General features: G+C 72.3%; 19 protein-coding genes. 13 read left to right on the top strand and 6 right to left on the bottom strand.

Annotated features, from left to right (window positions below):
• Positions 1-175 precede the first annotated feature (175 nt).
• The 4 genes from ACF1G2_RS24285 to ACF1G2_RS24270 form a co-directional block, all read right to left on the bottom strand.
• Positions 176-865 carry a DUF2993 domain-containing protein gene (locus tag ACF1G2_RS24285; RefSeq protein ID WP_391800270.1) on the bottom strand — a complete coding sequence of 230 codons (690 nt, stop codon included), beginning with the start codon at positions 863-865 and terminating at the stop codon, positions 176-178.
• Between the two features lie 79 nt (positions 866-944).
• Positions 945-2,063 carry a hypothetical protein gene (locus ACF1G2_RS24280; RefSeq protein ID WP_391800269.1) on the bottom strand — a complete coding sequence of 373 codons (1,119 nt, stop codon included), beginning with the start codon at positions 2,061-2,063 and terminating at the stop codon, positions 945-947.
• A 10-nt stretch (positions 2,064-2,073) separates the two neighbouring features.
• The gene (locus ACF1G2_RS24275) at positions 2,074-2,328 is read right to left on the bottom strand and encodes a MoaD/ThiS family protein (RefSeq protein WP_391800268.1); all 255 of its coding nucleotides are present in this window, start codon (positions 2,326-2,328) and stop codon (positions 2,074-2,076) included.
• 45 nt (positions 2,329-2,373) lie between these two features.
• Positions 2,374-3,177: an alpha/beta hydrolase gene (locus ACF1G2_RS24270; protein ID WP_391800267.1), complete on the bottom strand. Its 804-nt coding sequence runs from the start codon at positions 3,175-3,177 to the stop codon at positions 2,374-2,376.
• A gap of 227 nt (positions 3,178-3,404) precedes the next feature.
• Here ACF1G2_RS24270 and ACF1G2_RS24265 point away from each other — a divergent pair, with 227 nt between their 5' ends.
• From ACF1G2_RS24265 to ACF1G2_RS24245, 5 genes are all read left to right on the top strand, one after another.
• Entirely contained in the window at positions 3,405-4,202 is a 798-nt protein-coding gene (locus ACF1G2_RS24265; RefSeq protein ID WP_391800266.1) for a response regulator transcription factor, read from the top strand.
• Between the two features lie 24 nt (positions 4,203-4,226).
• On the top strand, positions 4,227-5,255 hold the full coding sequence (locus tag ACF1G2_RS24260; RefSeq protein WP_391800265.1) for a LacI family DNA-binding transcriptional regulator: 1,029 nt from the start codon (positions 4,227-4,229) through the stop codon (positions 5,253-5,255).
• A 110-nt stretch (positions 5,256-5,365) separates the two neighbouring features.
• Complete coding sequence (locus ACF1G2_RS24255) at positions 5,366-6,427, top strand: S1C family serine protease (protein WP_391800264.1); 1,062 nt, start codon at positions 5,366-5,368, stop codon at positions 6,425-6,427.
• Positions 6,428-6,447: 20 nt separating this feature from the next.
• Positions 6,448-7,173 carry a response regulator transcription factor gene (locus ACF1G2_RS24250; RefSeq protein WP_391800263.1) on the top strand — a complete coding sequence of 242 codons (726 nt, stop codon included), beginning with the start codon at positions 6,448-6,450 and terminating at the stop codon, positions 7,171-7,173.
• Positions 7,170-8,597 carry a sensor histidine kinase gene (locus ACF1G2_RS24245; protein WP_391800262.1) on the top strand — a complete coding sequence of 476 codons (1,428 nt, stop codon included), beginning with the start codon at positions 7,170-7,172 and terminating at the stop codon, positions 8,595-8,597. Before ACF1G2_RS24250 ends, ACF1G2_RS24245 begins: the two co-directional genes overlap by 4 nt.
• Here the strand turns inward: ACF1G2_RS24245 and ACF1G2_RS24240 are convergent.
• Entirely contained in the window at positions 8,562-9,413 is an 852-nt protein-coding gene (locus tag ACF1G2_RS24240) for a phosphatidylinositol-specific phospholipase C (protein ID WP_391800261.1), read from the bottom strand. The two genes, ACF1G2_RS24245 and ACF1G2_RS24240, sit on opposite strands and share 36 nt — an antisense overlap.
• 115 nt (positions 9,414-9,528) lie before the next feature.
• A complete protein-coding gene (locus ACF1G2_RS24235) occupies positions 9,529-11,349 on the bottom strand; it encodes a bifunctional metallophosphatase/5'-nucleotidase (protein WP_391800260.1) in 1,821 nt (606 codons plus the stop codon).
• Between the two features lie 135 nt (positions 11,350-11,484).
• On the opposite strand from ACF1G2_RS24235, the gene mshD reads away from it, so the two are divergent.
• The 8 genes from mshD to ACF1G2_RS24195 all read left to right on the top strand — a co-directional run bounded on the left by mshD (position 11,485) and on the right by ACF1G2_RS24195 (position 20,312).
• The gene (gene mshD, locus ACF1G2_RS24230; protein WP_391800259.1) at positions 11,485-12,411 is read left to right on the top strand and encodes a mycothiol synthase; all 927 of its coding nucleotides are present in this window, start codon (positions 11,485-11,487) and stop codon (positions 12,409-12,411) included.
• Positions 12,412-12,512: 101 nt separating this feature from the next.
• On the top strand, positions 12,513-12,896 hold the full coding sequence (locus tag ACF1G2_RS24225) for a GntR family transcriptional regulator (RefSeq protein WP_352191354.1): 384 nt from the start codon (positions 12,513-12,515) through the stop codon (positions 12,894-12,896).
• Positions 12,893-13,744 carry an ATP-binding cassette domain-containing protein gene (locus ACF1G2_RS24220; RefSeq protein ID WP_391800258.1) on the top strand — a complete coding sequence of 284 codons (852 nt, stop codon included), beginning with the start codon at positions 12,893-12,895 and terminating at the stop codon, positions 13,742-13,744. The genes ACF1G2_RS24225 and ACF1G2_RS24220 overlap by 4 nt, the downstream gene beginning before the upstream one ends.
• The gene (locus tag ACF1G2_RS24215) at positions 13,741-14,709 is read left to right on the top strand and encodes an ABC transporter permease (protein ID WP_391800257.1); all 969 of its coding nucleotides are present in this window, start codon (positions 13,741-13,743) and stop codon (positions 14,707-14,709) included. Before ACF1G2_RS24220 ends, ACF1G2_RS24215 begins: the two co-directional genes overlap by 4 nt.
• Before the next feature lie 484 nt (positions 14,710-15,193).
• Positions 15,194-17,359: a BTAD domain-containing putative transcriptional regulator gene (locus ACF1G2_RS24210; RefSeq protein ID WP_391800256.1), complete on the top strand. Its 2,166-nt coding sequence runs from the start codon at positions 15,194-15,196 to the stop codon at positions 17,357-17,359.
• A 129-nt stretch (positions 17,360-17,488) separates the two neighbouring features.
• Complete coding sequence (locus ACF1G2_RS24205; RefSeq protein ID WP_391800255.1) at positions 17,489-18,847, top strand: iron-containing redox enzyme family protein; 1,359 nt, start codon at positions 17,489-17,491, stop codon at positions 18,845-18,847.
• Entirely contained in the window at positions 18,844-19,212 is a 369-nt protein-coding gene (locus ACF1G2_RS24200; RefSeq protein ID WP_352191349.1) for a Rieske 2Fe-2S domain-containing protein, read from the top strand. Before ACF1G2_RS24205 ends, ACF1G2_RS24200 begins: the two co-directional genes overlap by 4 nt.
• Positions 19,209-20,312: a 50S ribosomal protein L11 methyltransferase gene (locus ACF1G2_RS24195; protein ID WP_391800254.1), complete on the top strand. Its 1,104-nt coding sequence runs from the start codon at positions 19,209-19,211 to the stop codon at positions 20,310-20,312. The genes ACF1G2_RS24200 and ACF1G2_RS24195 overlap by 4 nt, the downstream gene beginning before the upstream one ends.

The raw sequence follows: 20,312 nt of genomic DNA, 5'->3' as shown, positions 1-20,312 counted from the left end.
TGTGAGACGAGATCGCGGAGAAACCGGGCGCCGCCAGGGTCCGGGGCGTGCCCGTGAGGTGATTTTTCTACGGGTCGGACGCCACCGTCTCACCATGTGGCCGAGCCCCGGTCCATACGGCCCCGGCCCCGCCCCGACGGCGTGCGGCGGCCCGGTCGCGGCCCGACGCCCGGTCTCAGCCCGCCAGGGTCACGTTCGTGCCCGTCACGGCGATCGCCACGCCGTCCTCGCGGGCCTCGACCTTCTCCAGCTTCATGCCCTGAGGCAGGCCGCCGATCTCGCGGTCGAAGTCGGTGCGCTTGCGGATCAGGGACTCCAGGCCCGGAATGCCCTCGCCCGGCACCTTGTCGGCGCGGACCCGGATGGTGTTCCCGTCGACCAGGGTCACCGAGGAGACGACGCTGCGGGTGACCGTACGGCCCAGGATCTCCACCCCGCCGGTGACCTTCAGCTTGCCGTCGCCGCCGTAGGCGACGGTCACGTCACGGTCGGCGGCGGCCGTCAGGTCTGCGTACGAGATCAGGGCGGTACCGGTCGCCGTGCGCGCGCGGGCGCCCGCGAAGTCGTCGTCGACCGTCACGTCCCGGAGCGCGGCGGTCATCTCGGTGATCCGGATCTTCCGGCTGCCGGCCGTGGCCTCGACGCCGGTCAGCGCGACGTCGACCTCGTCGAAACGCTTGTCCATCGCCTGGGTCAGGAACGGGAAGCCCTTGATGTCGACGTCCGTCGAGTCGGCCCGCGCCGGGCCGAGCCGCACGCGGTCGGCGGCCTCGGACTCGGCGTAGTTGACCGCGAGCCGGTCGACGCCGACGAAGATCCCGCCGAGCACGACGGCCACGATCAGCAATATGCGCAGTGCTCGCATGACCTGCCCCGCCCCCAAAAACTTGTCCGGCCCCCGACATCAAGATCGACGCGTCACGGGGCCGGATGGTTCCCCGGGGTCAGGCCAGGGCGCGTCCCAGCAGGTAGACGGCGGGGGCGGCGGCGGTCAGCGGGAGCGCGACACCGGCGGTCATGTGCACGAACCGCGAGGGGTAGTCGTAGCTCGCGACGTGCAGTCCGACGAGCGCGCAGACCCCGGCGGCGAGACCGAGCAGCGCCCCGGAGGTCCCCAGGCCGGTGAGGCCTCCGGCGGCGATCCCGGCGCCCGCGGCGGCCAGCAGCGCCACGACGACGGAGGCCGGGCGGGGCAGCGGGAGCGCGCGGGCGACGGTGGCGGCGGCGACCGCGAGGCCGCCGACGACCACTGCGTCGGGCTCCGCGCCGAGGTGCCCGGTGGCGACGATCGTCAGCGCGGCCGAGGCGACGGTGGCCATCAGGCCGTACATGCGCTCGTCGGGGTCGGCGTGGCTGCGGAGCTGGAGGACGAGGGTGAGCAGCACCCAGACGCCGAGGGTGCCGATGATCGCGGCGGGCGCGTTCTCGCGGCCGGCGGCCAGCAGGGCGACGTCGGCGGCCAGGCCGCCGGCGAAGGCGAGGGCGATGCCCTGGCGGGCCGGCCACATGCCGTTGAGCCGGAACCAGCCGGCGGCGGTGACGGCCTGGAGCAGGACGAGCGGGACGAGCAGTCCGTACGAGCCGAGCGCGGCGCCGCCGGCGAGCAGGCCGCCGAGGACCGCGGTGAGGGCGGCGGGCTGGATCCCGGGCGCGATGATCGGCGAGCGTCCCTCGGCCCGGGCGCGCTGGGCGTCGGTGAGGCGGGTGTGACCGGAGGTGGTGGGCGCGGAGTACGCGGCCGTGGGCCCGCCCTGGACGGGGGCGGCGGCCGGCGTCTCGTCCGGCAGCGGATGCGCCGTGGTCGCGGGCTGCGGAGGCAGGTAGGCGGTGGCGTCGTACGCCGTCGGCTGCTGCGGCTGCACGGGCTGCCGCTGCGGCTGCGGGGGCTGGACCACCGGCTGGTACTGCGTGTCCCAGGTCTGGCCCTGCCACGTCTGTGTGACGTGCGGGTCCTGGAGGCCGTACGGCTGCTGACCCGCGTAAGGGTCGTGGCCCGGCTCGTGACCCTGGGGGTATCCCTGGTCGTAGCCCTGCTCGTACGGCTGCTGCTGATCGCTGCTCATGCTGTGCGGTTCACCCTCCTGCGAACGGCGGGAGCACCTCGACCGTGCCGCCCTCGGCAAGGCGTACGGTCTCATGGCCGCGGGTCCCGACGGGGTCACCGTCGACGAGGAACGAACACCTCTGGAGTACGCGGGCCAGCTCGCCCGGGTGCTTCGCACGGGCGGCGTCCAGCGCCTCGGCCAGGTTCTCCGCGGTGTACGGCTCCTCGGCGACACCGGCGGCTGCCTTGGCCGCGGCCCAGTAGCGGATGGTTCCCGCTGCCATAGCGGCGCTCCCTTCGTTCGTGTGCGCGCCGGTGTCCATGATGGGCTATCGGCGGGTGAGCCAGTCCCCCAGACGGCGCAGCAGGTCCGCGTCGGCCGCGTTCTCGGCGTGGCCCATGCCGCGCTCCAGCCACAGCTCGCCCGCGCCCGCCTCCGCCAGCATCCGAGGGTGGTCGACGGGGAAGTACGGGTCGCGGTCGCCGTGGACGATCAGCAGCGGGGTCGGCGCGATCAGCGGGACGGCCTCCACGGGCGACAGCGGTACGGGGTTCCAGTCCTCGTTGTGGATCCGCGTCCGCAGTCCGTACCGGCCGACCAGGCGGCCCATGGGGCGGGTGATCACCCAGTGGACGCGGCGCATCGAGGGCGTCCCCCGGTAGTACCAGCGGGCGGGTGCGCTGACCGCCGCGACCGCGTCGGTGTGGCCGCCGGTGTCCCGTTCCAGGGCCGCGTGGCGCAGGACGACCGAGCCGCCCATGGAGAAGCCGACGGTCGCCACGCGCGCGTGGCCGAGCTTCCGGGCCCAGCGCACCGCGGCCGAGAGGTCGAGGACCTCGCGGTCGCCGACGGTGGAGCGACCACCCGAACGGCCGTGCCCGCGGAAGGAGAAAGTGACGACGGCCGCGTACCCGGCGAGCGCCTCGGCGGCACGGCGGACCGCGGGCCGGTCGGCCGACCCGGTGAACCCGTGGGCCAGGACCACGGCCGTATCGGTGACGCCCCGTGTACACGGTTCGTAAACAGCCTCGATACGGACACCGTCCGTGGTGAGCAAAGTGGCACGCTGGGGACGGGACGTGATCGAGGAGACATCCACGATGTGAAATCGCCCCTCTGCCTCGGAACTCATGTGGGCTATTCTCCTAGGCAGAGGATCCGGGCAACGCAGCCCCCGGGTCCTTTTGCGTTTCCCGACCGTTGTTACGGACGGATGAACAAAAGCTCTCAGGGCGCGAGAGCCGCATGTGAGACACGCAGACGTCCTCGCAGGGACCGAGGAGGAACCGACGTCATGGACGAGCGAACCGAGCACGACCGGCAGGAAACCCGGCCGGCCACTCCCGCAGGAGGCCGCCGATGAGTTCACTGCTGCTGCTGACCAACGCACTCCAGCCCTCGACCGAGGTGCTTCCCGCCCTCGGCCTTCTGCTGCACAACGTACGGGTCGCCCCGGCCGAGGGTCCGGCCCTGGTGGACACCCCAGGGGCGGACGTCATCCTCGTCGACGGCCGCCGTGACCTCCCGCAGGTGCGCAGCCTCTGTCAGCTCCTCCGCTCGACCGGGCCCGGCTGCCCGCTGATCCTCGTCGTCACGGAGGGCGGTCTCGCGGCCGTCACCGCCGACTGGGGCATCGACGACGTGCTGCTCGACACCGCGGGTCCGGCCGAGGTCGAGGCCCGGCTGCGGCTGGCGACGGGCCGGCAGCAGATCGTGGCCGACGACTCCCCGATGGAGATCCGCAACGGCGATCTCTCTGTCGACGAGGCGACGTACAGCGCCAAGCTCAAGGGCCGGGTCCTGGACCTGACCTTCAAGGAGTTCGAGCTCCTCAAGTACCTCGCGCAGCACCCCGGCCGGGTCTTCACGCGCGCCCAGCTCCTCCAGGAGGTCTGGGGGTACGACTACTTCGGCGGCACCCGAACGGTCGATGTCCACGTACGGCGACTTCGCGCCAAGCTCGGCCCGGAACACGAGTCGCTGATCGGCACTGTCCGTAACGTCGGATACCGCTTCGTCACACCGGAGAAGGTGGAGCGGGCGGCCGAGGAGGCGCGGGCGCAGGAAGAGGCCCGGGTCAAGGGTGGCGCGCAGGATGTCACCCCCTCGGAGGACAGGAACGTGGCGGAAGCCACAGTGCGACCTGCCGGTAGGTAGGTCACCCCGCGTAGACTGCCGCGCGTGGCCAAGGTGACGCGGGATGACGTAGCGCGACTGGCGGGTACTTCGACCGCGGTCGTGAGTTACGTCATCAACAACGGACCCCGGCCGGTCGCCCCGGCCACGCGCGAGCGTGTACTCGCCGCCATCAAGGAGCTGGGCTACCGACCCGACCGGGTGGCCCAGGCGATGGCGTCGCGGCGCACGGACCTCATAGGCATGATCGTCCCGGACGCGCGCCAGCCGTTCTTCGGCGAGATGGCGCACGCGGTCGAACAGGCCGCCGCCGAGCGCGGCAAGATGGTCCTCGTCGGCAATTCGGACTACCGCGACGAGCGCGAGGTCCACTACCTCCGTGCGTTCCTCGGGATGCGGGTCTCCGGTCTGATCCTGGTCAGCCAGGGCATGAGCGAGCGGGCCGCGAGCGAGATCGAGGCCTGGGACGCGCGCGTGGTGCTGCTGCACGAGCGGCCCGAGGCGCTGGACGACGTGGCCGTCGTCACGGACGACATCGGCGGCGCGCAGCTCGCCACCCGGCACCTTCTGGAGCACGGACACCCGTACGTGGCGTGTCTCGGCGGTGTGCCGAACACCCCGGCGGTCGGCGACCCGGTCGCGGACCACGAGGAGGGCTGGCGGCGGGCCATGCTGGAGGCCGGCATCTCGATCGAGGGACGGCTCTTCCAGGCTCCGTACAACCGCTACGACGCGTACCAGGTCGCGCTGAAGCTGCTCTCCGGCCCGGACCGGCCGCCGGCGATCTTCTGCTCCACCGACGACCAGGCGTTCGGCGTGCTGCGGGCGGCGCGCGAGCTGCGGATCGACGTGCCGACGGAGCTGGCGGTGGCGGGCTTCGACGACGTGAAGGAGGCGGCGCTGACGGATCCGCCGCTGACGACGATCTCCTCGGACCGCCCGGCGATGGCCCGGGCGGCGGTGGACCTGGTCCTGGACGACTCGCTGCGGGTGGTGGGCTCCAAGCGCGAACGGGTGAAGCAGTTCCCGTCGGCCCTGGTGGTCCGCCGCTCCTGCGGCTGCGACGGCGGCTGACCCCGCCGCACCCGGCCGCCCCTGGTCTTTATATGGGGCATACAGGGTTCTGTCGGGCTTCTCAGGCCGTCCTCAGAGTGCTCTCATGAACGGCTCCGAGAGTCTCTCCCATGACGGACCACCAGCAGCCGCAGCAGCCGTACTACCCGCCGCAGCCCCCGAGGCCGCCGTACGACCCGACGCAGCCCGTCACCACGGAGCCGGGCACGACGGTCTGGCCGTCCGGGGGTCACGTCCCTCCGACGGTCACTCCCCCGGCCCCGCCCGCGCCCGCCGCGGCCGCCCCGCTCCCGCGCCGGCGCGCCAAGCGGGGCGTCGGTCTCCTCGTCGCCGTGGCGATCGCCGCCGCGGCGGTCGGCGGCGGCACCGCGACCCTGGTGCAGCAGCTCACCGCGGACGGCGCCCCGACGGCGTCCGGCGTCAGCGGGACGAACGTCTCGGCGAGCAGCAAGGGCACGGTCGCCGGGGTGGCCCAGGCCGTCTCGCCGTCGATCGTGGAGATCTCCGCGTCCTCGGCGTCCGGCAAGTCCACCGGCTCCGGCGTGATCATCACGGGCGACGGCGAGATCGTCACCAACAACCACGTCATCTCCGGCGCCTCCTCGATCGCCGTCCAGCTGTCGAACGGGAAGACGTACGAGGCGAAGGTCGTCGGGACCGACCCCGACAAGGACCTCGCGCTGATCAAGCTGGAGGGCGCGTCCGGCCTCAAGGCGGCCACGCTCGGCGACTCCGACGACGTGAAGGTCGGCGACGAGGTCGTGGCGATCGGCTCCCCCGAGGGTCTGACCGGCACGGTCACCAGCGGCATCGTCTCGGCGCTCGACCGTGACGTGACGGTGGCCAAGGACGACGGCCGGGACCAGCAGCGGCAGCAGTACGACCCGCGGCAGGGGTGGCCGTTCGAGTTCGGCGGGCAGGAGTTCAACGGCGACACCGGTTCGTCGAAGACGACGTACAAGGCGATCCAGACCGACGCCTCGCTCAATCCGGGGAATTCCGGCGGCGCGCTGATCAATATGAACGGCGAGATCATCGGAATCAATTCGGCGATGTACTCGCCGAGTTCTTCGAGCGGCTCTTCGGCCGGCAGCGTCGGTCTCGGATTCGCCATCCCGGTGAACACGCTCAAGGCCGACCTGGACGAGCTCCGGGACGGCGGCGCGAACTGAACGCGTGCGAGGCTGGCCCCATGACTGGCCCGGTGAATGAAGGCGACCGCATCCTCATCGTCGACGACGAGCCCGCCGTACGGGAGGCGCTGCGGCGCAGTCTCGCCTTCGAGGGGTACGGGACCGAGGAGGCCGTCGACGGGATCGACGCGCTCGCCCGGATGGAGTCGTACGCCCCCGATCTCGTCGTGCTCGACGTGCAGATGCCCCGGATGGACGGGCTCACGGCCGCGCGGCGGATCCGGGCGGCCGGCTCGACCGTGCCGATCCTGATGCTCACGGCCCGGGACACCGTCGGCGACCGGGTGACGGGGCTCGACGCGGGCGCGGACGACTATCTGGTCAAGCCGTTCGAGCTGGACGAGCTCTTCGCCCGGATCCGGGCCCTGCTGCGGCGCAGCTCGTACGCGAGCGCCGCCGAGGCGCAGCCGGAGGGCGACGTCCTGAGCTTCGGGGACCTGCGGATGGACCTGGCGACCCGGGAGGTGACCCGGGCCGGCCGGGCGGTGGAGCTCACGCGGACGGAGTTCACGCTCCTGGAGATGTTCCTGGCGCATCCGCGCCAGGTGCTGACGCGCGAGCAGATCCTGAAGGCGGTCTGGGGCTTCGACTTCGAGCCGAGTTCGAACTCGCTCGACGTGTACGTGATGTATCTGCGGCGGAAGACGGAGGCGGGCGGCGAGCCGCGCCTCGTGCACACGGTGCGGGGTGTGGGGTACGTGCTGCGCGGTGGAGGCCCTGAGTGAGCGGTCCCGTGGTCTGGTTCCGGTCGCGGCCGCTGCGGTCCCGGCTGGCGCTGCTGACGGCGACGGCGGTCGCGGTGGCGGTGGCGGCGGTCTCGCTCGCCTGCTGGTTCGTGACACGGGCGCAGCTGGAGGCGGAGCTCGACTCCTCGCTGCGCGGCAGCCGCCTCACGGACGAGCAGGCGCGGATGCTGCTGGCCTCCTGCGCCCCGGGGGCGCGGGACCGCCCGATGCCGGCCGGGCCCGCGCAGACCCTGCAGATCGTCACCGTCACCGGCGACCTCTGCACGCTCGGCACCTCCCCGATCCCCGCCCGGAACGAGGACCTCGCGGTCGCGCGGGGCGAGCAGCCGTTCGCCCTGCACACGACGGACGCCGAGAACGGCACCGAGATGCGGGTCTACTCGTATCCCGTGTCGATCGCCGGCCAGCCGGTCGCGGTCTCGGTCGCCCGTCCGCTGTACGAGATCGACCGCTCGATGTCCACGCTCGGCTGGGTGCTGCTGCTCGTCTCCGGGATCGGTGTCGTGGGCGCGGGCGCGGCCGGGCTCTGGGTGGCGCGGACGGGCCTGGAACCGGTGAACCGGCTGACGGGCGCGGTGGAGCACGTGGCGGCGACGGAGGACCTGACGGTACGGATCCCGGTCGAGGGCGAGGACGAGATCGCCCGCCTGTCGCGCTCCTTCAACGCGATGACGGCGGCGCTCGCGGTCTCGCGGGACCGGCAGGCGCAGCTGATCGCGGACGCGGGCCATGAGCTGCGGACGCCGCTGACCTCGCTGCGTACCAACATCGAGCTGCTGGCCCGCAGCGAGCAGACGGGCCGGGCGCTGCCGCCCGAGGACCGGCGGGCGCTGATGGCGTCGGTGAAGGCGCAGATGACGGAGCTGGCGGCGCTGATCGGCGACCTCCAGGAGCTGGCGCGCCCGGACGCGGCGCAGCCGGGCCGGCTGGAGGTCGTCCCGCTGCACACGCTCCTGAGGTCGGCCCTGGACCGGGCGCGGCTGCGGGGTCCCGAGCTGACGTTCGTCACCGATCTGGCGCCCTGGTACGTCCGGGCGGAGCCGGCGGCGCTGGAGCGCGCGCTGGTGAACGTCCTGGACAACGCGGTGAAGTTCTCGCCCGCGCGGGGCACGGTGGAGGTGACCCTGATGCGGGGCGAGCTGACCGTCCGCGACCACGGGCCGGGCGTCGCGGCGGAGGAACTCCCCCATGTCTTCGAGCGCTTCTGGCGCTCGCCGTCGGCGCGCAGCCTGCCCGGCTCGGGCCTCGGTCTGTCGATCGTGGCCCGTACGGTCCACCAGGCCGGCGGCACCGTGGCGCTGACGGCGGCCGAGGGCGGCGGCACGGCGGCGGTCCTGCGACTGCCGGGCGCGCCGACGCCCCCGCCGTCAGTTGTGGCGGACGAGGGACTCGACCAGGCCTGAGCGGGTGTTGGGGAAGTCCATGGCGACGATGCCGAGCCCCTTCCAGCCGTTCGCGGTTCCGTCCAGGAAGCCGTGGACGCGGGGGTTGAGGTTGTCGGAGTTCCAGCGCGGCGGCAGCGACGCGGACGTGCTGACGAAGTTGACGTACAGCCTGCCGGGCTGTGCGACGGCCGTGCGGAGGTGGGCCTCGATCTTGGGGTACTTCGCGTTCGGCAGGGCGTTCCAGTCGTCCTGGATCGCGATGGCGCCGCCGTCCCACCACTTGAGGCCGGGCAGGCCTCCGTTGTCGGCGATGAGGACGACCTTGCCGCGGGCCTGGCCGAGAGTGGGGACGGTGTCCCCGATGCGGAAGAGGGAGCGCCAGCCCCGGTTGTCGAGGTAGTCGCCGAAGACGGCGCCGAAGGTGGCGTCGGACTCCGAGGAGTACTCCTGCTTGACGCGCATCAGGACGGTCTCGGAGGGGTGGGCGGCGAGGAAGTCCCGGCAGGCGATGAGGACGTCGCCGAACATCATGTTCTGGTACGAGGGGCCGTGGTGGATGGCGAAGGAGCCGCCGGTGACGCGGCAGCGGATGTCGAAGAACCGGATTCCGGAGGCGAGCTGCTGCGCGAGGGTGGTGTTCTGGCACTCGGACCAGGGGCCGCCGAAGCGGGCGCCGGAGTCGTGGGTGCCGGGGATGGTGAGCTTCTGGAGCGGGGTGGGGTCGCCGTGGCCGGCCATCCAGTCCTGAGTGGCGAGCGCCCGCGCGGGCGGGGCTCCCACCAGGAGGACGGCACCGGCTGCCGCGGCTCCCGCGAGAAAGCGTCGTCGGTCCATGCGCGGAGTATGACGCGTACGCGTCAATATCCGCCAGGGTCCGGCATGCGCGAAGGGGGCGGCGGACCGTCGGAACGGCCCGCCGCCCCCTGGCGACGCGGAGTTGCCCCCGGTGTTACTTGACGACCGTGATCCGGCCCGTGGCCGGCGGGGCCAGCGGGGCGCTCGCGGAGGAGTGCGCCGTCAGGTAGGCGGTGAACAGGTCCAGGTCGGACGCGCCGACCAGCTTGTTCTTGTGCTCCTTCAGGACGGCGAAGCCGTCACCGCCACCGGCCAGGAACTCGTTCATCGCGACCCGGTAGGTCTTCGACGGGTCGATCACCTCACCGTTCAGCTTCACCGAGGAGACCACGATCCGGTCGGCGCCGGTCTTCGTCATGTCCAGGGTGTAGGTGAAGCCCTTCGAGACCTGGAGGATCTTCGGGGCGGCCTGGTTCGGGCCGCTCACCTGCTGCTGGAGCGCGGTGACGAGCTGGGCGCCGGTCAGGTCGACCGCCGTCATCATGTTGGTGAACGGCTGGACCGTGTACGCCTCGCCGTAGGTCACGACCCCGTCGCCCTCGGCGCCGGACGCCTTGTGGACCAGCGGCGCGCGGACACCGCCCGGGTTCATCAGCGCGAGCTGCGCGCCGCCCTTGTCGGCCGGGGCCATACCCTCCAGCTGCGCGTCGGCGATCAGGTTGCCGAGCGGCTTCTCCGGCGCGTCGGCCGGGTTGTCGACGTCACCGGAGATGTAGCCGACCGGACGGCTAGCGATCGGCGCGGCGAGCGTCTTCCAGCGGTCGATCAGCCGGGTCATGTCCTCGGCCTTCGCCACGTCACGGGTGACGACGTGGTTCGCGGAGGAGACGGCGGTACGGACGATGTCCTTGGACCGGCGGTCGTAGGTCAGCGTCGTGTCGGTGTACAGCTTGCCGAAGGAGGCGGCCGAGGTGACCGTGCGCGGCTTGCCCGACGGGTCCGGGACGGTGCACGCGTACGCCTGGTGGGTGTGGCCCGTGACCAGGGCGTCGACCTGCGGGCTGACCTTCTTCGCGATGTCGACGATCGGGCCCGAGATGCCGTCGCCGGGACCGGGGCTGTCGCAGTTGTAGTTGTACGAACCCGAGGCCGGCGAACCGCCCTCGTGCAGCAGGGCGACGATGGACTTGACGCCCTTGCGCTCCAGGACCTTGGTGTACTTGTTGATCGTCTCGATCTCGTCGCCGAACTTCAGGCCCTTGATGCCCTCGGCGGAGACGATGCCGGCCGTGCCCTCCAGGGTGACGCCGATGAAGCCGACCTTGACGCCGTCCCGCTCCCAGATGAAGTACGGGTCGAGGATCGGACGGCCGGTCTTCTCGTTCGTCACATTGGCCGCGAGGTAGGGGAAGCGCGCCCCCTTGAACCGCTTGCCCTCCTCGAAGCAGCCGGCGGTCGGGTGGCAGCCGCCGTTCTGCATCCGGGCCAGCTCGCGCGCGCCCTCGTCGAACTCGTGGTTGCCCACCGAGCTGACGTCGAGCTTCAGCCGGTTCAGCGCCTCGACGGTCGGCTCGTCGTGGAAGAGCCCGGAGACCAGCGGCGAGGCGCCGATCATGTCGCCCGCGGCGGCGGTGACGGAGTACCGGTTGCCCTTACGGGCCTCACGCAGGTGCGTGGCCAGGTACTCGACGCCACCGGCGTCGATGGTCTTCGTCGTGCCGTCCTCGTTGGTGTGGGTGACCCGGCCGGCCGAGCCCGTGGGGGGCTCCAGGTTCCCGTGCAGGTCGTTGAAGGAGAGGAGCTGCACGTCGACGTAGCGCCCGTAGCCGTGGCCGTGGCCGCGCTCGTCACCCCCGCCCTTCGTCCCCGAGGCGCCCGCGGGCAGCGCGGCGACGAGCGCGCCGACGGTGGCGAGCCCCGCGCCGACGGCGAGTATCCGCCCCGCTGTCCTCTTCTTCTTCGGTGTCGCTGCCATCGTTCCCCTTGTCCCCGCGCCCCTGTGAGCGGCGCCTGTCGACTGCTGACGTACCGGGCGCAGCCTAGAGTCAACGCGCGTAGCGCAACAGGGGGTACCGGGTTACAACTAGGTTGATTCCGTAGGCTCGGAGGCATGACTCCTGACGCGGCACCGGCCCTCGAACCCGGCCGGCAGATCCACACTCTCGACGAGCTCTCCCCCGAGCAGGTGACGGACGTCCTCGACCTGCTGGAGGCGACCGACGGCGCCGACGGCGTCCACGCCGTGTCCGAGCAGGGGCGGCTGTATCTGCGCCACGGCCGGCGCGAGGGGGTGCGGCACTTCCTGCTCACCGTCGGCACCCAGCTCTACGGCTACGCGCAGCTGGAGGACACCGACCCGGTGGAGGCGCCGGCCGCCGAGCTCGTGGTCCATCCGTCGCACCGCGGCCGCGGTCACGGCCGGGCGCTCGGCACCGCGCTGCTCGCCGCCTCGGGCAAGCGGCTGCGGGTCTGGGCACACGGCGGGAAGGCCGCGGCCCGGCATCTGGCGCAGGTGCTCGGTCTGACCCTGTTCCGCGAACTGCGCCAGCTGCGCCGCCCCTTGGTGCCGCTCGACATCCCCGAGCCGACGCTCCCCGAGGGCGTCACGGTCCGCACCTTCGTCCCCGGCCAGGACGACGCGGCCTGGCTCGCGGTCAACGCGGCGGCCTTCGCCCACCACCCCGAGCAGGGCTCGCTCGCCCAGCGCGACCTCGACGACCGGTTCGCCGAGCCGTGGTTCGACCCCAAGGGCTTCTTCCTCGCGGAGAAGGAGGGGAGGCTGATCGGCTTCCACTGGACGAAGACGCACGCGGAGGAGCAGCTCGGCGAGGTGTACGTGGTCGGCATCCTGCCGGAGGCGCAGGGCAGCGGCCTCGGCAAGGCACTCACGGCGATCGGGCTGCGTCACCTGGCCGCGCAGGGGCTGCCGACGGCGATGCTGTACGTCGACGCGGACAACACGGCGGCGGTGACGGTGTACGAGCGGCTGGGCTTCGTCACGCACGAGGTGGACCTGATGTACCGCACGGAGTCCTGAGCACCGGTCAACACACCCGGAAGAAGGGGGCGGTTGACACCGCCCCCTCTCTTGCACCACCCTTTCACTACTTGATTAGTGAAAGGGTGGTGAGAAGGAACGTGCTCGAGTACCGCATCGACCGGCGCAGTGGCGTCGCCACCTACGTCCAGATCGTCCAGCAGACCAAACAGGCCCTGCGCATGGGCGTTCTGGAACCGGGTGACCGGCTGCCCACCGCGCGCGAGGTCGTCGAGGCGACGGCCATCAACCCGAACACGGTCCTCAAGGCCTACCGCGAGCTGGAGCGCGAAGGGCTCGTCGAGGCCCGCCGCGGCCTCGGCACCTTCGTCCGCGCGACGCTCGGCACCGGCCCCGCGGACTCGCCCCTGCGGGGCGAACTCGCCGACTGGGCACGCCGTGCGCGGGAGGAAGGACTGGAGCGGGAGGACGTGGCCGCGCTCTTCACATCCGTACTGAAGGAATTCTTCGAGGGGGACGCATGACCGACGAAACGGTCCTGAGCGCCGAGGGCCTGGGCAAACGGTACGGAGGGCGGGGGTCGGCTCGGCGCCGTGGCGACGGCTGGGCGCTGAGAGGGTGCACCTTCGCGCTCCCCGCGGGCCGGGTCTGCGCGCTCGTCGGCCCCAACGGCGCCGGCAAGTCCACCCTCCTCGCGCTGGCGGCCGGACTGCTGCCGGCCACCGAGGGCACGGTCCGGGCGCCCGCCCGCGAACACCTCGCGTACGTCGCCCAGGAGAAGCCGCTCTACCCGCAGCTCACCGTCGCCGAGACGCTGCGGATGGGCCGCGAGCTCAACCCGGGCCGCTGGGACGTGGCCGCCGCCGAGCGGATCACCGCCGAGCTCGACCCGGACGCGCGCGTCCGCGAGCTCTCCGGCGGCCGGCGCACCCGCGTCGCCCTCGCCCTGGCCCTCGGCAAGCGGCCCGGACTGCTCCTCCTCGACGAGCCGATGGCCGACCTGGACCCGCTCGCCCGCCGACAGCTCATGGGCGTCCTGATGGCGGACGCCGCCGAACGCGGCACGACGGTCGTCATGTCGTCGCACATCCTCACCGAGCTGGAGGGCGCCTGCGACCACCTGCTCCTCGTCGACGGCGGCCGCGTCCGGCTCGACGGCGCGATCGACGAACTCGTCGCCGCGCACGCCGTGCTCCGTGGCCCGGTCGCCGACCTCGCCCCCCACACGGTCGTCGAGTCCCGCACGACGGGCCGCCAGCTCACGGCCCTGGTCCGCCGGGAGGGCCGGATCGAAGGCCCCTGGCAGACGAGCGTCCCGACCCTGGAGGACCTCGTCCTCGCCCACCTGCGCCCCGAAGGAGCCTCCGTATGAGCACCCTCCCGCTGAAGGGCCAGCACTGGGTGACGGTCCGCCAGCACCGACGCACGCTCCAGGCCGCGGGAGCGGCGGTGGTCCTGGTCCTCGCCGGCATCCTGGGGCTGCGGATCTGGGACGCCACCGTCCCGGACGTCCGCGTGGTGGACGGATACGCGCTCCCGTCCGAGGACAGCCGGGCGTACGGCCTCCTGCGCCTGGCCCTGGAGTACACCGCCATCGGCATGGTCCTCCTCCCCCTCCTCGCCGGGGCCTTCGTCGCGGGACCGCTGATCGCCCGTGAGCTGGAGAGCGGCACGTACCGGCTCGCGCTCACCCAGTCCCTCACCCCGGCGCGGTGGTTCCGCGCGAAGCTCCTCACCGCGACGGTCGCGGCGCTCGCGGTCACCCTCGCTCTGATGGCGGTCTACCGGATCGGGTGGGGCCGGGTCTCGGGCACCTGGCAGCTGCACTGGTCGGACCGCGGCCCGTACGAGGCGACCGGCACCGTCCTCGTCGCGTACGTCCTGCTGGCCGTCGCCGTCGGCGCGCTCCTCGGACAGCTGATCCGCCGCACGGTGGTCGCGATGGCCGCGACCGGCCTGGTCACCGGCCTGGTCCTGGCCGCGCTCGGCGCGCTGCGCTGGACCTTCCTGCCGGTACGGACGGTCACCGGACAGCCCGTGGCCGACGGCTCCATGGCGCTGATGCCCGAGGACGGTCTGATCGTGGACCAGGGCCTGATGGACAGCACCGGAGGCCGGCTGCCCGGCTATTTCTGCGACCCCGAGGCCGTCGCGGCCGGCGGCTGCCGCGTCGACGTACCCGTCGTCGCCGAGTACCTCGACTACCACCCCCGGTCCCACTTCTGGCCCACCCAGCTCATCGAGACGGGCATCGTGCTCGCGCTCGCCGCCGTCACGCTCCTCGTCGCGTTCCGGGTCCTGAGCAGGCGCCACCCGTCGTCGCCCGCCGGAAGCTGACGCGGCGGACGAGGCCGGACGGAGTAGCGACGGAGCCGGCCGAACGGAGATCTGTGCGAACTCTCTCGGCCAAGGGATGTGATTGAGCCATCCGACGGGGCCGCCGAGAGCGGTCCCGTCACTCCCCCAATGTCGTGGTTGATGCCGAGTTGCCTCGGCGAACGTGCCGCCGTTGCCGGTGGCACGTTCGCCGCTCCGCCGCCTATTGCCGGATATCCGGTGGAATGCAACCACGGCCGAGTGTCAGCTTTTGACCCCGCGCCGGGCCAACTAGCGTGCCTCACATCCGCGTTCGCACCCTGCTTCACGCAGGTGCGCCGTCCACGGGTACACGGGGGAGGGATCTGCGTCATGCAATGCTGCGCCACGAGGGCTGTGCGAGGTCATGGGCCGTTCCAGGAGCATCCCGACACATCGAGGACCGTCTCCTGATCCACAGGTCAACGTTCCCCGTCGTCGACGCCCGGTCCTGGAGTGACAGCACATGCCCGAACCGACGCACCGCCTTGCCCTGCACCTGCTCGGCCCCCTCCGCATCTGGCGGGCAGGCCGGGAACTCACCGTGGGCCCGCCCAAACAGCGGGCCGTCCTCGCGCTCCTCGCAGGCCGGCGCGGCACCGTGGTCAGCCGCACGCAGATCGTGGACGCGCTCTGGGGCACCGACGCCCCGGCCTCGGCCGCCAACGCCGTGCACACCTACGTCGCCGCGCTGCGCCGGACCCTCGAACCGGACCGCGGAAGCCGGGAGTCCGGCGCGTTCATCGTCTCCCGCGCCGGCGGCTACGAACTGCGCGTACCCGCCGACGCGGTCGACTCCGCCGTCTTCGTACGCCGCTACGAGGAGGCCCGGCACCTGGTGGCCGCGGGCGACGCCCCGGCCGCCTTCGCGCGCTTCGAGTCGGCGCTCGGCCTCTGGCACGGCGAGGCGCTCAGCGGCATCCCCGGACCGTACGCGGCCCTCGAACGCACCCGGCTGCGCGAGCTGCGGTTCGCCGCGACCGAGGGCTGGATCGCCGGGCTGATCGCCACCGGCCACCTCGACGCGGCGATCGTCGCCTCCTCCGAGGCCATCGCCCAGGAGCCGCTGCGCGAACGGCTCCGCCACCTCCACATGCTGGCCCTGTCCCGGTGCGGACGGCAGGCCCACGCCATCCAGGCGTACGACGAGGCACGGACCCTCCTGCGGGAGGAGCTGGGCATCGACCCCGGCCGGGAACTGCGGGAGCTGTACGAGCGGATACTGGCGGGCGAGACCGCCGCCGAGAGCCCGCCCGCGACACCGGCCGCGCCCCGGGCCGACTCGCCCTGGCCCTCCGTCACGCCCCGGCCGCCCAGTCCGTCCGGTTCACCCTGGCCGTCCAGGCCGCCCCGGCCGGCCGCCGCTCCCCGGGCGCCCCGGTCGGCCCCGTTCCGGACGTACGCGCTCAAACCCGCCGCACACCGGCCCGCGCCGCTCCTGGCGGCCCGCCCGGAGCCACCCGCCCCCCTGCCGCGGCGCGGCCCCCTCGCCCCCCACGCCGGCCATACCTTGCACCAGCTCCCCGCCACCGCCCGCGTCTTCATCGGCCGCGAACCGGAGCTCCAGCAGGCCAGGCAGAAGCTCGACCAGGACACCGCCCGGTGCCGGAGCACGGCCCCGATCCTGACCGTCGACGGACCCGCGGGAGTCGGCAAGACCGCCTTCGCCCTGGAACTCGCCCACGAGTACGCGGACCTGTTTCCCGACGGACAGCTGTACGTCGACCTTCGGGGCACGGGCGACGGCGGTGCCCGCTCCGCCTTCGACGCACTCGCCCGCCTCCTCCAGGGACTGGGCGTCGAACACGACCAGCTCCCCCACGACCTCGAAGGACGCGTCACCCTCTACCGCACCCTCGTGCACGGCAGGCGGATGCTGCTCCTCCTCGACGACGCGTCCGACGCGGACCAGTTACGCCCGCTCGTCCCACCCGGCCCCTCGGCCGTCATCGTCACCAGCCGCCGCCTCCAGCGGGGGCTCGTCGCCCGCGAGGGCGCCCAGCGCATCGGGCTGCGTCCACTGGACCGGCAGACCGCCGCCGACCTCTTCGTCGCCCTCCTCGGTCCCGAGCGGTGCGCCGGACACCGCGCCACGGTGGAGCGCCTCGCCGAGTACTGCGGACGGCTCCCGCTCGGCATCCGGATCGCCGCCGGGACCCTGGCCGCCAACCCGCACCTGTGCCCGCGGGAGCTGGCCGAGCGGTACGAGGACCCCTGGACGCGGCTCGACCACCTGAGCGTCGAAGGGGACGGCGAGGCCAGCGTGCGCCGCGCGCTGGAGGCCAGCTACCTGTCCCTCTCCCCCGAGGCGGCCCGGCTCTTCCGGGCACTGGGCAGGTCCGGCGCCGGGACGGGCGGGCCCGCCGACACCATCGGGCCCGCGGACGCGACCGCCTTCGCGGACGGCGACCCGGCGGCCGCCCGGCGCAGGCTCGACGCCCTGGCCGACGTGGGCCTGCTGGAGCGCAGCGGCTCCGACGCGTACCGCTTCGACGAACTCGTCGGCATCTACGCCTCCGAGCGCGCGGCCGCCGCCGACCGGCCCACCGCCCGCTCGACGCTGCTGATGAGGCCGATCCACGACGACGGCTTCCCGGGCTGCTGTCTCCCCGACGCCCTCGCCCGCAGCTGAGAAGCCGGGGCCGCCCGGGACTGAAGAACGTGGGCCTGACACTCTTCAGACCTTCTTCAGACCCCCCTGCGCACAATCGCCTGCGTCACGACGACTGTCGCTGTGCAGTAACGGAGGGGCACGACCACGATGACCACGAGCACCAGCCCGGAAAGCGCCTTCGGCAACCTGACCGAGGAGAGCGTCCGGTACAGCCGCTTCTCACAGTTCCGCTCGACCAGCGAACCGTTCATCAAGGACAACCCGTACCACCGCCCCCTGAACCCCGAGCGCATCGCCGGGATCGACTGGGGCACACCCCTCGTCGAGGAGACGTTCGCCTCCGACCGGAGCCTGCTCGCGAACCGTCTGCTGATGAACGTCTACGAGAGCGACGCGCTGTTCCTGCCCGCCGCCGGACTGCGCAGGTTCGAGGACGACTTCAACGCCTTCTACCACTCCGAGAGCCGGCTCTCCGGCGAGCGGATCCGCCCCGAGGCGGAGCGCTTCGCCTTCGGCTTCCTCGACGACTCCGTCGGCGTCACCGGGCAGTGGGACGAAGACACCCTCCGCGCCCATCTGCGCCGCTCCGTCGACCTGGCCAACAGCCCCGGCAACCGCCCGGTGTTCGACGCGATCCGTTCCGCCGCCTCACCCAGGACGGCCGCCGGTACGCAGATCGTCCAGATGGCGCTCGACGGTCTGACCGAGGCCACGGCGATGTCGCAGAACCTGGGCGGCGCGTTCGGACCGGAGCAGAGCGAGCTCTTCAAGATCTTCGTCGACGAGTTCGGCTACGGCGTCTTCCCCGCGAAGCACAGCACGCTCTTCATGGAGCTCTGCTCCAGCGTCGGCATGGCCACCACCTCGCACCACTACTGGTTCTTCTACCTGCCCAGCTCGATCGCGATCAACAACTACTTCTACTGGGCGACCCGGAACCGCACCGGCTTCTTCCGCTACATCGGCGCGATGGCCTTCCTGGAGGCGACCTTCGCCGCCTGGTTCGGCGACCTCACCAAGGTCTTCCGCGACGTGTACGGCAAGGACGTCGACACCCGCTACTGCGACGAGCACGCGCACATCGACCAGCACCACGGCCGGATGGCCATCGACGACCTGCTCATCCCGCTCGCCCTCAAGCACGGCCCCGTCGCCGTCAAGGGCCTGCTCCAGGGCGTCGAGGAGATCCAGCTCCTCGACCGCCTCGCGGGCGCCGACCTGCTGGCCCAGCTCACCTGGGACCCGGCGCTCTCCGACGCCCCGTCGAAGACCGACGCACCGGCCGGCGAGGTCGTGGAGCTCGACAGCGACAGCCCCTTCGACACCCAGGTCGCCTCCGCCGACACCCGTCTGCACGTCCGCGGCGGCGAGGCCCTGCTGTACACCTCCGCCACCGGCGACCCGCTGCGCGTGCCGCAGGGCAGGTCCGTCGTCGTCCCGGCCGGCCGCCTCTACGGCGTCCGGGCCGAGTCCCGTACCCAGGTCGCCACCGGACCGGCCGCGTGAGCGCCCGTACGAAGGGGGCCGCGGCCGCCCCCGCGAAGCCCCGCACCCGGGCGGAGTTCGACCGCACCGAGCACAACGCGCTCGTCGCCGGCGACGAGATCTACTTCGTCATGGAACGTGACGACGCCGTGCACGTCCTGAGCAGCCGCTGCCCCCACCGCGGCGGCCCGCTCCACCTCGGCGAGGTCGAAGAGGGGAGGCTCGTCTGCCCCTGGCACGGCGGCCTGTTCCCGGTCGACCGGCTCTGTGACCGCTCGCACCCCGCCGTGCGCGTCGGACACACCGTCACCGTGTACCTCCCCGCCGGAGATGAGACGCCCGTCCCCATCCACACCATGGTCCGAGCAGGAGTGAACGCGGCATGACCCTCACCGCCACGGAAGACACACCCCTCGACCTGCTGGCACCCCGCCGTCCCGCGGACTCCGCCGACCCCTGCCAGACCCTGCTCGCGCTCGGCGAGGAGGCCATGGCGCAGCGTCAGTTCGAGCGCGCCTACGACCTGTTCAGCGCCGCGGCCCGCTGCGACACCGCCGGCGACGGCGAGCGCTACCGGCGCGAGATCAACCGCGCCGTGCGCGCCCTCGTCCCGCGCTGGCACTTCGGCATGATGAACGACACCGAGCGCAACCAGGCGTACGCCAAGGCGATCCAGCAGGTCGTCGGCGACGGGCAGCTGGTCCTCGACATCGGCACCGGCGGCGGTCTCCTCGCGCTGCTCGCCGCCCGCTCCGGAGCGCAGCGGGTCGTCACGGTCGAGGCCGTCGACGTCGTCTCCGCGACCGCCCGCGAGATCGTCCGGCAGAACGGGTACGACAACGTCGTCAGCGTCGTCTCCGGACTCTCCACGGACCTGCGCGTCGGCGTGGACCTGCCGCGCCGGGCCGACGTCCTGGTCACCGAGATCTTCGACTGCGCGCTGCTCGGCGAGTTCGCCGTACCCGCGCTGAAGCACGCCCGGCGGGAGCTGCTCACCCCCGACGCGACCGTGCTGCCCCGCTCCGGCCGGCTCTTCGCCCAGTTCGTGGAGAGCCCCGAGCTGCACTCGCTCAACCATGTCGGCGAGGTCGAGGGCTTCGACTTCAGCCCCTTCGCCTCTCTCACCTCGCTGGAGTACTTCTCCACCACCCTCACCAACTACCGGTACCGCCCGCTCACCGACCCGGTCGAGATCTTCCACTTCGACTTCGCCCAGGACATCGAACCGGCCTCACGGGCGTTCGAGATCGCTCCGCTGGAGGACGGAGCCGCCCACGCCGTCGTGATCTGGTTCGAACTCGACCTGGCCGAGGGCATCACGCTCTCCAACAGCCCTTCGGACACCGGCTCCCACTGGAAACAAGCCATTCAGACCCTTCCGGAGCCCTGGCGGCTGAAGAAGGACTCCCCACTCGGGTTCCGTGCCGCGCATGATGGCACGCGCGTGCTGGTCGGCCCCGCGAACAGGTCCCACACACCCAGGTGA

The sequence above is a fragment of the Streptomyces sp. NPDC013457 genome (genome assembly GCF_043089925.1).
In the GTDB taxonomy this organism is placed as follows: domain Bacteria; phylum Actinomycetota; class Actinomycetes; order Streptomycetales; family Streptomycetaceae; genus Streptomyces.
The sequence above is the reverse complement of the archived record's forward strand: the minus strand, read 5'-3'. Positions and strand labels throughout refer to the sequence as shown.

Excerpts from the sequence above, each read along its gene's own strand:
- ACF1G2_RS24220 (WP_391800258.1), top strand. The coding sequence starts at position 12,893 with ATGACCGACGAAACGGTCCTGAGCGCCGAGGGCCTGGGCAAACGGTAC.
- ACF1G2_RS24285 (WP_391800270.1), bottom strand. The coding sequence starts at position 865 with ATGCGAGCACTGCGCATATTGCTGATCGTGGCCGTCGTGCTCGGCGGG.
- ACF1G2_RS24280 (WP_391800269.1), bottom strand. The coding sequence starts at position 2,063 with ATGAGCAGCGATCAGCAGCAGCCGTACGAGCAGGGCTACGACCAGGGA.
- ACF1G2_RS24250 (WP_391800263.1), top strand. The coding sequence starts at position 6,448 with ATGACTGGCCCGGTGAATGAAGGCGACCGCATCCTCATCGTCGACGAC.
- ACF1G2_RS24255 (WP_391800264.1), top strand. The coding sequence starts at position 5,366 with ATGACGGACCACCAGCAGCCGCAGCAGCCGTACTACCCGCCGCAGCCC.
- ACF1G2_RS24240 (WP_391800261.1), bottom strand. The coding sequence starts at position 9,413 with ATGGACCGACGACGCTTTCTCGCGGGAGCCGCGGCAGCCGGTGCCGTC.
- ACF1G2_RS24215 (WP_391800257.1), top strand. The coding sequence starts at position 13,741 with ATGAGCACCCTCCCGCTGAAGGGCCAGCACTGGGTGACGGTCCGCCAG.
- ACF1G2_RS24235 (WP_391800260.1), bottom strand. The coding sequence starts at position 11,349 with ATGGCAGCGACACCGAAGAAGAAGAGGACAGCGGGGCGGATACTCGCC.
- ACF1G2_RS24205 (WP_391800255.1), top strand. The coding sequence starts at position 17,489 with ATGACCACGAGCACCAGCCCGGAAAGCGCCTTCGGCAACCTGACCGAG.
- ACF1G2_RS24265 (WP_391800266.1), top strand. The coding sequence starts at position 3,405 with ATGAGTTCACTGCTGCTGCTGACCAACGCACTCCAGCCCTCGACCGAG.
- ACF1G2_RS24275 (WP_391800268.1), bottom strand. The coding sequence starts at position 2,328 with ATGGCAGCGGGAACCATCCGCTACTGGGCCGCGGCCAAGGCAGCCGCC.
- mshD (WP_391800259.1), top strand. The coding sequence starts at position 11,485 with ATGACTCCTGACGCGGCACCGGCCCTCGAACCCGGCCGGCAGATCCAC.
- ACF1G2_RS24195 (WP_391800254.1), top strand. The coding sequence starts at position 19,209 with ATGACCCTCACCGCCACGGAAGACACACCCCTCGACCTGCTGGCACCC.
- ACF1G2_RS24270 (WP_391800267.1), bottom strand. The coding sequence starts at position 3,177 with ATGAGTTCCGAGGCAGAGGGGCGATTTCACATCGTGGATGTCTCCTCG.
- ACF1G2_RS24210 (WP_391800256.1), top strand. The coding sequence starts at position 15,194 with ATGCCCGAACCGACGCACCGCCTTGCCCTGCACCTGCTCGGCCCCCTC.